We start from the raw sequence: 13,914 nt of genomic DNA, 5'->3' as shown, positions 1-13,914 counted from the left end.
GTGCTGATGGCACACGTTACTACTACAGATAGCGTAAAAATTGATTTATGCAGCCTAAGTCCCGATGGAGAAGCTTTTTGAAAGTTGAGTGTTACTGACTGTTTTCTACAAACGTATGTGCCTCTTGGTTGAAGACTTTATTTCTTGGTTGAGAAGTTTACATTGTACTTGAGAATTTTATTGTTTGAGTACGAGTCATTGGGGGCAACAAATAATATCCGATATCGGCAGCGGCTTGCACCGACATAATAAAGTCGATGGTACTCTTTAAGTTTCTGTTGACGGCTCAAATCTTGACCGATTAACAATCTGCTGAAAAGGTCGCTTCCGTCAATGCCAACTTCATCAAAAGTGCTGCCTTGCGAATTGTGAATAGTCAGAGCAAAGCAATTGTTAATTTCAGCAAACAAGTCATCTTTGAACCAGTAATATTTCTTCCAAAGAAATCCATTGCGTTTAGCACTCTTTAGCTTTTCTTTAAGTTCAGCCTGGTAGCGCTTATTTTCAGACTCGTGCAGGACAAAGATTTGCCGAAATAAACCGTCATCAGTCACAATTTTTAGCAGCCAAACTCGATAGCCTCCGTGCTGGTTAATCTCAACTTCCTTGACGGTAAATTCCGTTGAAGTCGGCAAAATTACGGTTTTGCCGTCAGGTGCCATGACGGGTTTTTTGGTAATTAGCCTTTCTCCCGGTACAAATTGGGGTGCAGCTTGACCGTAGACTTGTTCTCTGATAAGCTGATTGTAGTATCTGACTCGTTTGTTAGTCCAGCACAGAATTCTGAAACGATCGGGATTTTGACTAAATTCTAGATCGATCGTTTTGACGGCATATTGTAGCAGCGTTTCTGATTTAACTTTGAATGCACCGTTTGACTTGTCTCCTTTTTTGTATTTAGAGTGTGGCAAAAATATGTCTGCTTTGCTATTGACAAAAGAGCGGCATTCTGTTATGAAATCGAGCACAGGGCTTTCCCCTGCTTGCCTGACAACTTTGGTCAGTACAGCTTTATTGGTAATGCTGAAAGCAGGCGACTTTTTGTCTCCTACAGGATTGAGTTGAGCGGGGTCGCCCATTAAAATTAGCTTGCGGTGATTGAAGAATGTGCGTTCAAAATTGCGTTCTATCCATTTCCACAATTCGCTTCCAACCATCGAACATTCGTCGAGGAAGATGATATCGTAGAGGTGAAGGCTGCTGGAACTTGTCTGTGACAAGGCTTTTTCTTGTTCTTTTCTGACCATGCCTAATCCTAAAAGTTGGTGTATTGTCATAAAATCTACTCCGAAAATGCCTTGAGACGCTGCCATTTTTCTGAGGATGCCGACTGCTTTGTTAGTAGGTGCTGTGAGGGCAATGCGTTTGCTTTGACTCAAGAGTTCTTGGATAATTTGAAAGACGATTGTGGATTTTCCAGTTCCTGCATAGCCGCACAGCAAGAAGAATGACTCAGTAGTGGTTAGAAAGGTTCTCAATTTGTCGAGGGCTTGCTGCTGTTGCGGTTTGAGCGTGAAGGGAAATTGTGTAAGTTTTTGGGGTTGTTCGAGTAAGGTTTGAATCATTAGTTAGCGTCCGTTACTAATTTTATCAACCTCTGATTAAGCGTTAGCTTGACGGGGGAGTCTTTCAAGAGTAGGTTTTGTAGATTTCGGGCAAGGAAGAGAGGGGAGAGAGGGAGAGAGGGAGAGAGGGAGAGAGGGATAAGCGAAAAAGCCCGGATTTCGACTTGTTATGCCTTTAAAACATGCCTCTTGCTTGCCCTCAATTTCTGAATTGTAAAAAACCTACCCTTGAGGGGAGAGGGGAATGGACGCTTATTAAGTAGTCCGATAATCCCTCTTAATCGCTCATGATTTACGCAGCGAGAATGATTTTTTGTCATTCACAAGTGTTGGCTTTCACTGCGTTCTGCAATAGGAGTTACGTTACGCGAAAACCGGGTTTTTTTAGGAAAATACTGCATTTGAGTATTTAATAGGAGTTAAAAAACCAGTTTGTTTGGTATTTATGCGTCCAGGACTATGCAAGTAAACTCCAAATCCCCAACCCTTATGTTGCCCTTACAATTCGTAAGTCGTGTTAATAAAAACTTTAAGACAAATAGGAAATTTTTCTGTATTTTGTCCCCGCAAAAAAGCACCGTCCACACCCTACAAAGTGCTCGCTACTTCCCACTCATCTCGTAAATGGCGTCCTTTCTAAATCAAGTTTAACAACTTTTTCCAGAGCTTCAAGACGCTTGTTTAATGTTTTATGTCGGGGACATTCTACAGCATACTCATATTTAGAACCTGTATGTTGCAGTTCATAAATTTGGCACTCAATTAAGTTGCTCAAGTTGCCGACTAGCTTTTTGACAGGTATTAGCCACGCTTTAGCTAGTGCTTTAGTACGAAACCCAATCCAAGCTGTAAAGTAGGAGCCGTCTTCGCTAATTTGATAAGCCACATTGGGCGATAATTTAACAATAGGTTCGATGCGGGCAATACCCAAACCTTTGAGTTCTGTCAAGCTGTAACTTAGGAGTTCTCCGCTGTTCCACTGGATGTGAAATGGACGTGGCTCTTCAACGTTCAAGTGTTGGACTCTCCCCATTCGTTGAAATCCTTCTCGGTGCTGTAAAATGCAATCTCCCTCTCTAAATCCGTAGAAGCCTTGTTTCTTTGTTAGGTTTTCTAACTGCTGCTTCCAGGCTTCTTCCCAAGCTATGTCAAAGTCTAAAAGTTGGTAATTTTCTTCGCTCAATTGTCGATCCAGTTTTTCTTTTAACTGCTGTTTGTGGATTGGCATAGCGAATTCTAAAAAGTTGTCGGGTACTTCGAGAGCTAAATGCGTTTTAGCTCGGATTCTGATATCGGTAACAGATAAATAGCTGGCGGCTTTTAATTGTTGGGGTGTCGGGATATCTATGGTACAAATTGTCGGGTAGCCGGGAAACAAGTTGATGGGAAAGTGATACAATTGGTCGAGAGCCCAGATGAGAATGTGCTGTTCAGTAAGCGATTCTACTTTGAAAGGAGTTGCATTGCTGAATTGTACCTGGTCGGAATTAGCCAGTACGATGGTTGTGCAAGTTGGAAGTTCTCCAGCAGTCTTTTTAGGGATAAACTGAGGCACGATGGAGATTTTAAGGGCGCGGATTTCGTCGAGGTTATAAGTCCAAGAAAATGAATCTTCGCCGGGACTTGCGTCCCAAGTAATTGTCACAGGTTTTTCAGTTTTGTTGAGAGAAGTAACAATACCGTATTGGTTGCCTGTTTTTACGATATCGTTTAATTTGAAGGGATGTTCTTCAGCAGGTGCATCCGCGAGAAAAGGAAAAATTACTGCAATCACTTCTTTAATTTGAGGGGAGTGCTGGCTTGCTGATTCAGGAAAGGTTTTGTGGGGGTTGATATTAGAGTTGTTAGCATTCATAAGGGTAAGAAGTGGTGAGCTCTTAACTTCTCCCGCTAGGGGGTAGCTTTTAACTTAGAGCGTTTCTCAAGCAATGGTTCTTGCTTCTTGCATTGCCGGAAATGACTTAGCTGTTGTTAGAGGGGAGACTCTGTTGCAATCGCCAACTATACTGGTATCAGTCAGCCCTAGGAGCGTACAGCTATCAACTTTAGGATTATTACTCATATAATTAGAGAAATCGATACAAAATGCGATGGCTCCTTTGCGTCAATTAAAAGTTTAATAACAAGCTCTAGTTAGTAGAGTTTAACAAACCCGGTTTTGAGCATTTATCACTCCAGTTAACAGCCCCCAGTAGATAAAAAATTACCCCAGCTATCAGTAGGAGCTGTAGCTGGGGTAATTCGCCCGAAAGCGGATATATTAATCTAACACAGCTATATCGATTAATTCGATTTCAAACAGAGCTGTGTCGTTATTCTTTAGGCAAAGTAGGCTTTGGTGGGATGTCAAAAACAATCACAAATGTGAATTCTTTGACAAACCGCTGCAAAACCCGAAAATGATCGTCTGCATCCCTCCTCCTGCGAAATCGCGCCACAACAATACGCTGACAATTAGGAAGCAGCTTAATGATGCACCACGGATGCAATCTCTCAAAATAAGTCATTTTAACCTCACCAGCGACAGTAACAGGTTGCGTTCTTTTTTCCTTGCTTGCCATTACGCTAGTTGAGAGAATATTCTTCAAGACAGGTCACGCTGACCTTGACAATTAATTAGGTTTGTGCTTTAAACCGCTCCAATTCTCTTCTAACGCACCTTCTTATCTTCGGAATGCGGACACAGCAAGTTCGCCAGTACGTCGGGAATCTCCTCAAAGTGTTCCAGCAGAAAATCCATTACTGCCAAATGGCGCAAATCAACAGCAGTAGGAAATCTTCGATTTTTTCCGCGTTTAAACCAACCCTGTACCGTCGAATCAGAGCGGGAACAAATGGAGGCAATTTGCTCGTAACTTACCCCCCACTTGACATAAAACTGTTTCGGCGTCATTCCCAATTGGCATTGGCTGTAAACTGCAATCAAATTGCGTTCTCTATCTGTCAAAGTAGGCGGCTTTTTCATCCTCATACCTCTCTAAATCTTCTTCCCACGCCGTGTCAAATTGACACCAAGCTGTACTCTTGGAATTAGGAGCCAGCCAAATTATGTAGCACCACATCCAGCAGCAACGGCGCGGTTCGTAGTTGTAAAATTGGCCGATAACTATTCCCCAATCGGCTTCTTCGCCAACATCGATCCAGCGCACCATCTCGCCACACTCAAAGCGCGGGGGATGAATTTTGGCAAAACTTGCAGGCAGCTCAATTGAAGGTGGTATATCATTCAAATGTTTTAGTGGTCGGGCCGAAATCAAATCTCGCTTTACTTTTGAGATTGACATGAGTTTTTAACTGTGCATCGACTGCAACAGATTTGTTTTGATAGGTTTTTAGGCCAATTTCTTGATAAAGAAATTGCAGCGCGATATTTCCTTAAATCAATCAATTGGAATCTCTAATATTAGATACTGCATCGATCGCGAGTGGATGCAACCACAATCGTCTGATCTTCGCGCGATTCAAAGATATGATGGGAGGTTAGCATCGATTGCTGAGCGCGCGACGACTGACAGATATGCCGACCGAGATGAAGCGTTTGGAAAGACAATATCCTCTATCAAACAAATCTCTAATTTAACTTGCGATCGATTGAAATTTTTCAAATTTTTACCGGATACCTGTCGGAGTTATTATTTATTGGCTTGAGATATGTTTATTGGCGATCGCTCACAGCATTACTTACTTTGAACAGCGCGAACTGCGCCCTCCACAGAACTCCTGCGACAGGGGTATAGCTGTCTTTCAAGGCAATATTGTCTAAGACCGCACACAATTGCCAGGGCGATCGTTCAATCCGTAAGCTCCCGTCAAGCTGACGTTTGAAGAGTATTTTTTCAGCGAGCGGGCGCCGCGAGCGTCCAATACTGTACTGAGACGCGACCGGACTTCAGATGAGTCTTTTACATGAGGGTAAGGATTGTCAATACCTTAGCAGAGTAGGCTCTGCAGAACAGATGACCCTTTTCAGGTCGCGCTGGACTAAAAACGAATCACACTTTTTGGCAGCGTTCTCACGTCGCTCCTCCATCCGCCAGCTCTAAGCGGCGATCGCAAGTGTGGACGATAGCACCCGAAAGCAACGATTCCACCATCACTCGAGCGCCTGAGACAGCTTTAACCACATATTTTTGAACCTCACCAACAAACCGCACAAGCGCGCCCACCTTCAATGAGTGTCCTGCGTTCGCAGCTTCATCAATTGGTGGCACACCCTCCGATATCTTTATATCTTTATCCGACCCTGTGCCGCCAGGAACCCCTTCCAAACAGGGAGCCACGGCTTCTGCCAAAGAGATAGCCTTCTCATCCCGCTGCTGCCAAGCTGCAAAAATCGCCGCTCGGTCGTCGTTGGGGAACTGGAACTGATAGACTCGAATGCGCTTGGACTTGCCCAAAGCATCTCGTTCCTCCGACCTTTCTTGGCGAACCCGTCGCAGGGTAAAGCCTAGCTTCCCTTTCAAAACGTACTGAACCACCTCCATTGGCTGGGCATTAGGGTGAACCCTGATACCCAGAAAATCCTTCACATCCGCAGAATACTGCTTGACCCTTTGAGCAAAGGCTATCACCTCCGGGTCAGTCCCTCGATACTCCCTGTCTGAGTCAAAGAACTCCATCAGCCCCAACTTCTTGAGAGCTTCCACAGAAGCTTTCAGGAAGCGCAAATCTTGCGGGCAAACCTTCCCTTGACCTCTTTCTTGATGGCCTGCCAAGTGATTTTTATCTCGTTTCCTGACAAACTCTGGGTCATGGGTCAAATAGTAATGCAGGCGAATTTGAGGCAGCCAGCCGTCGTCGTCCTTCAATTTCAGCTCGGGCGTCACCGACACACCATAAGTCTCTTGCAGTTGGTACTTGCGCTCTTGATTGAGTTCGCCGTTTGTCTTGGAGCGCTTGTCCTTCAACTTCAGATACTCAGACAGAGTAATATCAGGAGCACCAGCAACAGCATCCGCTTCTACCCTGCGGTTCTCTTGCTGAATTGACTCAGCCTCTTCCTTAACCAGAGCAGCTCCGACATTTCGGAGAGTTAATTCATTTAACCGAGCATCAACCTCCCGGACAAGCTGCTGCAAGAGCTTCCAGTTTTTGACCGCGCTGGCTGCTATTTGCTGCGCTAATCCCTCTAAAAGGAGTTGTTCTAGCTGATTTTCTCGGCACAGTTTTACCTGAAACCCTTCAGCTTTTAGGCTGTACCTAATCGCCTCCCTGTAATGCCACATTCCGGCATTAATTCTAGCAGCCATTTTTGCCCAAGTTCTCAGGTGAACCGGGTCGTGGGCCGCGTCGATGTCGAAGTCAACTCCTTGCAGCAAGCGAATATTGGTTTTGATAACCTTCTGCTGGGAAGCGAGGAGAGCTCGGTAAGAAGCGCTGCCGTTGCCAATTTTGCCAATGCCAAAGGGCGCTGTCCAAACAAAGACTGGAACATTTTCATCCCTGACGCGAGCGAGACCTTGCAAGGCATCGTTGACGGCAATTGCTCCTTTGAAAATGCCGAATACGGCTGTAAAATAACCGCGAATGTCGATGCTAACTCCTGTGCCAATGGTGGGGCTAGCGATGATGATGTCGTAGTTTTGAATGGTGGCATTAAGTTTCTCAACGCAGCCACAAGCAGGGTGGTTGGGGTCGGCTACTGACTCGCTATCAATCCTGAGAATGCGCTTGTTGGGAAATCGTTTTTGCAGTTGTGTTTCTAGGTTGCGACACGACCATTTTCCTTTGACTTTTTGGGAGTCTTCAACAACCATAATGTGGGGCCTGTTTCGATCGAGCGGGCAGCAGAGGGCGCGACTTTCAAGGTCGCAGCAGGTGACTTCTCGCGACAGAATTTGCTCCATTTGAGCGAATAGTGGTGCGGGACTTTGAGTGGCGTAGAAGATCGCGTCCCGCTCTTTTTTAGGTTTCCATTCGTTGACGGCAATCCAAGGTTGGAGAGGGATGCCAGCAAGCGCCTTCAAGTAGTCGATCGCGCAATCAGATAAATCAGCATCCTGGGCAACGATTAAGCCGCCGGTGGTTAAGACGGTGCGAATGAGTTCTTGCAGGGTTTGCAAGATGGCGACGCGGTTTTCGCGGCAGGTGCTGGAGTTCAAGGCGTGCCAGATGACTTGTTCGCACTCATCAATGAGGACGATCGCCCCAGACCAGTTTTCGGGGTTGAAACGGGCCATTGAGTGGGGGTGGAGGCTGTCTACACACAAGCCGTACCCGAATAATTTGCCTTCCGGCGAGTTCTTGGTTTCGTCGATGTAGTTGATTCCCAACCCGGCGCAGATGGCGCGGCCGAGCTGAATCCTGTGGGTGATGACTAGCACGCGGCGTTCGCCCGTGTTGAGGGCGTGGGAAACCAGGTGGGCGAGGGAGCGGGTTTTGCCGGTGCCTTTGGGGGATTTGATGCAGGCTAAGCCGGCCTCTGGATAGGGGAGTTCTCCCAGATAGCGAGAATTTAGCGTTAAAGACGCGGGATAGGTTAAAAGCCATGATTCCCTATCCTGCCAAAATTGGAAGCCTCGTGCTGCGTTTTTGAGGGCAATGAGCGCATCCTCGCCTCTGGCTACCACGAAATCGTCGATGCCTTTCTCCGGTCCTGGCAGAGTGATGACGCTGACGGAGCATTTGGCGGTGGTGAACAGGCGGCCGAGTTTGTCAATCTCGCGGTTGACGTTGAGGACGGTAGAGTGCTTGCTGTCGCGATCAAAGCCGATGTAGATTTCCCGCCCTGGGGTGGCGAAGTGTTGGAGTTCGGGGATGAGATAGGGGTTGCACTTCTCCCCTAGCGCGTTCTTGGTTCTGACACCCATTGTGACGCCGGGGAGGGCAATGGCCGCGTAGCCCATTGTGAGCAGGCAGGCGGCTTTTTTTACGCCTTCGACGATGGTGACGGGGATGTTGTTGAGCCAAACCCATTCCCAGAATTGAGGCGGGTTCGTGACGCCGGGGAGGGGCACAGGGGCAGAGGGGAGATTTTCGTCTCCCGTCTCCCCCGTTCCTGTGCTCCCCATCTCTAAGTCCTCTGGGTTTTCTGGGTTGATGGGGACACCGTGGCGTTCTGCGACTTTTGCCCAGATGTGGTCTGGGACTTGCAGGAAGAAGGCTCTGGTGGGGGTTTTGGGGGGGTGTTCGTATTTTACGGGCTTGGTTTTACCGTTTGGGTCAAAGGCATTTCGGGGCTGATAGGGTTTGAAGCAGCCCCAATACATGGGCTGCCAGTTGTTGAGGGGGTCAAGGCCCGAACACCACCAACCACCGTGCTCGATGTGGCTGTAGTGTTTTCTGGCCCACCGCCATTGTGCGTCGGGGTGGACTCTGCCGGAGGCGGCGTTAATTTCGTAGAGGAGGTAGGCGTAGGGGGCGTCGCCACTAAGAGTTTGCACGTTGAGGGCGAAGATGGCGGAGTCTACGCCGCTTTCTTGCCATTCAGTGAGGGCGGACTTAGACAAGACCATAACGCACCCCCATGTTGGCTGTGTTGACCTTCTGGCCTAGTAGCAATGCGAAAGGCACTCCAAGTTGCACCCGAATCTGGCTACCGCCAGAGCGCCTCATGAACGGGTCAGATGGGGTTAAGTGGACTATGAGTCTCTGTGAGGACTGATTTTGAAGGTCAATGCCTGTGCTATCTCGATAAATCTTCACCGGGCTATTCCTTGAGTGGGCAACATCCCTTTGTCTCATGTTCTGAAAATCGCTGCTTGCACGCCGATCAAAGATAATTAATTAATTAAGATAATCCAGGCGTAGTAAAGTTCTGAAACGCTTGCTGTAAAACGGTTTCAAATTTGAAAGGTAGCTAGATCCGGGTGTTTTGGTAGCTAGATCCGGGTGTTTTGGTAGCTAGATCCGGGTGTGTCCGTAGTAAAGTCGTAAGCCTTGCCTGATAATAGTTTGAAGGTGATTTTGAGGTCATTTTTGCCTTACTACGCAAAACTCCAGCCTTACTACGCTTGGGGCTGGAGTTCGAGTTAAAGGGATGGGAAGCTAGATTGACAGTTCCGGTAGCACTTTAGGCAAGATTTTTCTGAGGTGGGCGGCGGTTTTGGGGCTAATTGGCTTGCCGCGCTGAAGCTGTGAGACTAGCTGCTGAGATATGCCCAGCTTTTCGGCGATGGCTCTTTGCTTCGTCCAACCCTTTGCTTCACAAGCCTTCTGTATCGGTTCCCACTCTAACGGGGCAGCAGATGCTGATTTCCGTTTCCGGGGCAAAGATGCTGATTTTTTAGCAGCTATCAAGGCAGGAATTTTACCGGGAGGCTTGATGGTGACGCCAGCTTCTAGCAGTAAATCAATAATTCTTTTTTTGCAATCTTTGGGTTTACCTGTTGTACTTCCAGGACGCAACCATTCAGGGTAGGTTTCAGAGTCATATATAATCTGCCAATCTAACTCAATCAATCGCATTAAAGCTTTACCCCACCGCTCCTTTATATCTTGAGCTTTGTATTTAACAGACCGCATTAATTCAATTTGATTTTTCGGCATCACCATCTCTAGGACGGTCTTAACCGTGTATTTGCCATTTGTATGAATGGCGCTTTCTGTTGTTATATTGATGGCAATTAAAAATGCTAGCTCATCATGATAGGGGTTCATTTTGAGCGTCGATTCTGAAATCCAACCAAACTCATATAAGGCCACTGGAGGCTTGGCATTCTTGCCAGGTTTATTAAAGAAAAACTCAGTCCATCTACCCGCCCGAATGAAGGCTACTATTTCTGTTGGTTCATCAATTTCATTTGTGAAAATGTTACGCTGCCCGTAGCGCTCCACAGCAACGTCCCAAATGAGGGAATTCATATCGCATCCTAGCTTCCCGATATTCCATTTAATGGTAGCGTCCAGCCTTCTCAGAAGCTTCAGGCATTGCTCTATCCTGAGTAACTTCTGGGAAGTGGTCATATCTTTACGCTCACCCCAACCCATTAAGTCTATGAGGTTAGTGCCACCATTTTTCCCAGTTCCAGCTAGCTTAATTTCAGTTCTCCAAGGCACAGCTTGTTGAAAAACATAGGCAGATAGTAAACAGTGGAGTTTGGCAGTATCTTTCCCCAAATTGCCAAATTCCTCAATAATTCCCCAGGCGGCCTTGCCTGTAAAGTAAAAATATTCTTTAGTAACTGGGTCTTTATCCTTTAAGGCTAACTTAACAAAACCCGTGTTGTAATTATCTCGAAAAAACACATTTTTATGGGCATCTTCTTGCCAATCCCAAATTCGTAATAAGGACTTGCAAGCCGTTCTAGGAGGGGCTGAGGTGAGTATTTGAGTGATTGTGGTGCTGATAAATACCTGGGGTTCGGTTGCGGGAACTGTTTTTGAAGCCAGCCCCAGCATAGCGGTTAACTCATCTAGTGTCCGATTGGATAAATCGAGTGGCTCTAGAAAAATTAAAGCTGAATCAAGTGCCACGTTTTTCCATAAATTTTCCTCGGTTCTACCTGCCTCAAGCCAGAGGGTCAGATGATTTAATATCTCCTCTGCTTTTGTCAAGTAGAAAGCATCATCAACTATCTGCTCTTTGAGAAATTTTTCGAGTTCATCAACACACTTAGGACTAAAGCCTTCTAATGTTTCATCCCTTTTAGTAATTTCGGTATGAATCCCCATTGCTACATTCAAGGCCAAAGTTTCTAAAAAATTCCCTTGGCGTAGCTTCTTGGCGTACTCTTGAATGCGCTCGCCATCTATCGTGGTGGTGGTAGTAGATAACTCCATAGCCTAGCCTCTTCATGCCAATAATAGTTACAGGTTTGATAGACAAATATCTCACTTGCTTTATCGAACCGTTTTGTAAGGAGTAACCCGAACTTTCCGTACTACCACGCCCTGTATCCCCAAAGCATTTGCGTTCCAGTGGTGGCGAGAAATAATATGTTTTTTCACTAAATTCACGATCGAAAGCTCTCCCATATACTGTCCCAATTCGCTCGTTACTACAGTTTACCATAACGCTATTATTTTAACATTTTCCAGTAATAATTTCCTGCTTTATCGCTGTTAATTTGTGCCCGAAACTAAGAACTGTTGATACAAGCTATTGTCAAATCTCGATCATCCCCTAACCCACAAACAGCCTTCGCACAGAGGGACGTTATGCTTCCGGTTTTTCCACTAATTTCTCCTGCAAAGCACATCTCTAAGCGCGTAGCATCGGCATAGTCATAGTTATTAGCATAGGGCGGCGAGGTAATGATTAAATCAGCAAAATCATCCGGTACGCCAAGACAAGTCCGAGCATCAGAGCGAACGCTCTTAGCAGTATTAGCTGCTGTTTTTCCTGCAATTCTCATGTCTTGAACCTGGGTTTGAACCATTAGCTCAAAAGCTGACATCGGCGACAATACAGATTTTTTGGTTTGGTTTGGTAAGATGTACTGCCAAGGGGCAGTTCCAACGCAGGAAACATGGCAGAGAATGGCTATAATTGTCAGCCATACCAACTCGGATTGAGGAGAATCGTCAGCTAATTGTTTCCAAGCCTGCCACAATCGATTTAAGCCTTCAAGGGAGCGATCGCTTAAACAAGAACGAATCAAAGCCGGATAATTATCTACACAGCCCGACAAATTTTCTGCACGTATTTTGACCTTTCTTATATGCTCTAAATAAAGAGCGGGGTCAGTTCGATATAACAACTTGGCTGAAGCAATCCTAGCAACGAAGGGATGAGCTTCTACTCCCAAGCATTCAACCCCCATTTTCTCAGCAGCAAGCAGCGTCGTCCCCGCACCGGCAAATGGATCGAAGACAGTCGCACTCCCCCGTTCCAAAGCTCTAGCAATAACGGTTTCGACCCAAGAGGCCGAGAAACCCGCACGCTCATCTCGCACCAGCGGTGAACGGGCAACTTGATGTTGTCTGTAAAGGTTGAAAAGGTGCTGTTGCCCTCTTGAGAGACAGGGGGCGGCGCTAGCGGCAGAACTTCCCCAAGAGGCAGCTTTAATTGTTTGACCATCAAAATTTATGCTCGTTCACTCAATTGCAGCGATCGCCGCTGCGCCTGCAAGGTTTTGGAGCCCGCCGCTCATCATTAGTACGCTCGCCGAACGGACTGGTAAATTATCCATCTTTTTGCACCCCTAATGAGGGTAATCTGGTCTGGAAAGACAAATTATCAGACCGGCTATGGACTTAGAACACGCTGCTAATTCCTTTGGAGAAATAGCTTCGACGCGCGACCTAGTGGCAGAGCTGTTAGCTGCCAAGCGCTCTGTCAACACTAGGCGTGCTTATGAGAAAGACTTGTACGATTTCTTTGCGACAATGACGGGGCAGGAACCTCACCCGGCATTGGTACGCGAGTTCCTACGGCTGAACCGCTTCGCCGCTGTCGCGGTGGTTCTCAAGTATAAAGCCAAACTAATCGACAAGGGACTTAAGGAAGCGACGATTAATCGGCGGCTGGCGGCTATCAAAAGTTTGGTGAATTTTGCTCGGAAGGTGGGCGAGTGCGAGTGGAGTTTGGTAGATGTTGAAGGAGAGAAGGTGGTTCCTTACCGGGATACTACAGGGTTTGGCCGAGTTGCTTCTGAGAATGTGGCGGCGATGCAGTCGGTGTTGTCCATTCCTGACAGGAGTACACCCCAGGGAAAGCGCGACTATGCAGTTCTCCGGCTGCTGTGGGACAATGCGTTGCGCCGGGGGGAGCTCGGCGGAGCCAATATAGGCGACTTTGACCCGCTAGCCCGAACTCTGAACATTTACGGCAAAGGTAGGGGAACTCAAGCGCAGCTAATTGACTTGCACAACGCGACCGCAGATGCGATTTCTGATTGGCTGAGCGTGCGGGGAACTGCAATGCCCCTCGATCCTTTATTTATCGCTTTGACAAAGCGTGAATACGGATTGAGGTTGAGCGGGTACGCTATTTACAAGCTTGTTTTCTCAACTTGCTCCGCTGCGGGAATTCCTAAAAGAATCAGCCCGCACAGAATACGCCACGCTGCAATTACGACGCTGTTAGATACAAGCAACGGTAATACGCGAATGGCGCAGAAGTTGAGCCGCCATACCAGCTCGAACGTCCTTAATTGCTACGATGATAATCGCCAGAGTTTGCAGCGGGAAGCGTCGGGGCTGCTGGCTAGTTTAGTGCGCTAAGTTTAGATTTATATGTTCGGATAATAATCGAATACAAGACTATGGGGAAACTTACCGAAACTGTTAACTCTCGTCTCACACTCTAAGATTAGTTGGGTGCGACTGGCTGAACCTTTACCAGTTACAGCAGTGCATAACTGCGTTATTAGCAGGCAAGCTGATAGAAGGGATGCGGGGCAAGTCAACGAGCGACGGTTGCAGGTAATGCAGCAAAGCAGTTAGACTAAAATTCAGAAGGCGCTTG

The 13,914-nt window shown here is 46.8% G+C and carries 10 protein-coding genes; 2 read left to right on the top strand and 8 right to left on the bottom strand.

Features of this window, described 5'->3' with window-relative positions:
* Window positions 1-137 precede the first annotated feature (137 nt).
* From QUB04_RS03745 to QUB04_RS03710, 8 genes are all read right to left on the bottom strand, one after another.
* Window positions 138-1,565 (bottom strand): DEAD/DEAH box helicase, encoded by a 1,428-nt coding sequence (locus QUB04_RS03745; RefSeq protein WP_333281212.1) that lies wholly within the window; start codon window positions 1,563-1,565, stop codon window positions 138-140.
* 613 nt (window positions 1,566-2,178) lie between these two features.
* Window positions 2,179-3,420, bottom strand: coding sequence for a hypothetical protein (locus QUB04_RS03740; protein ID WP_333281209.1), 1,242 nt, complete (start codon window positions 3,418-3,420; stop codon window positions 2,179-2,181).
* A gap of 457 nt (window positions 3,421-3,877) precedes the next feature.
* Complete coding sequence (locus QUB04_RS03735; protein WP_333180743.1) at window positions 3,878-4,126, bottom strand: hypothetical protein; 249 nt, start codon at window positions 4,124-4,126, stop codon at window positions 3,878-3,880.
* A gap of 89 nt (window positions 4,127-4,215) precedes the next feature.
* Window positions 4,216-4,530, bottom strand: coding sequence for a helix-turn-helix domain-containing protein (locus QUB04_RS03730; RefSeq protein WP_333045410.1), 315 nt, complete (start codon window positions 4,528-4,530; stop codon window positions 4,216-4,218).
* Entirely contained in the window at window positions 4,502-4,849 is a 348-nt protein-coding gene (locus QUB04_RS03725) for a hypothetical protein (RefSeq protein WP_333281206.1), read from the bottom strand. Before QUB04_RS03725 ends, QUB04_RS03730 begins: the two co-directional genes overlap by 29 nt.
* Window positions 4,850-5,578: 729 nt before the next feature.
* Complete coding sequence (locus QUB04_RS03720; protein WP_333281203.1) at window positions 5,579-9,019, bottom strand: plasmid replication protein, CyRepA1 family; 3,441 nt, start codon at window positions 9,017-9,019, stop codon at window positions 5,579-5,581.
* Window positions 9,020-9,551: 532 nt separating this feature from the next.
* Entirely contained in the window at window positions 9,552-11,285 is a 1,734-nt protein-coding gene (locus QUB04_RS03715; RefSeq protein WP_333281200.1) for a helix-turn-helix transcriptional regulator, read from the bottom strand.
* Window positions 11,286-11,584: 299 nt separating this feature from the next.
* Window positions 11,585-12,400, bottom strand: a complete 816-nt coding sequence (locus QUB04_RS03710) for a DNA methyltransferase (protein WP_190739201.1) — start codon at window positions 12,398-12,400, stop codon at window positions 11,585-11,587.
* Between the two features lie 295 nt (window positions 12,401-12,695).
* Between QUB04_RS03710 and QUB04_RS03705 the strand changes: the two genes are divergently transcribed.
* Window positions 12,696-13,670 carry a tyrosine-type recombinase/integrase gene (locus QUB04_RS03705; protein ID WP_333281193.1) on the top strand — a complete coding sequence of 325 codons (975 nt, stop codon included), beginning with the start codon at window positions 12,696-12,698 and terminating at the stop codon, window positions 13,668-13,670.
* A gap of 96 nt (window positions 13,671-13,766) precedes the next feature.
* On the top strand, window positions 13,767-13,892 hold the full coding sequence (locus QUB04_RS03700; protein WP_333281190.1) for a hypothetical protein: 126 nt from the start codon (window positions 13,767-13,769) through the stop codon (window positions 13,890-13,892).
* The last annotated feature ends 22 nt before the right edge of the window (window positions 13,893-13,914 follow it).

Origin of the sequence: Microcoleus sp. D2_18a_B4 (assembly GCF_036702475.1) — a bacterium.
In the GTDB taxonomy this organism is placed as follows: Bacteria; Cyanobacteriota; Cyanobacteriia; order Cyanobacteriales; family Microcoleaceae; genus Microcoleus.
Note: the sequence above shows the minus strand (reverse complement) of the source record. Positions and strands in the feature narration are given on the sequence as shown.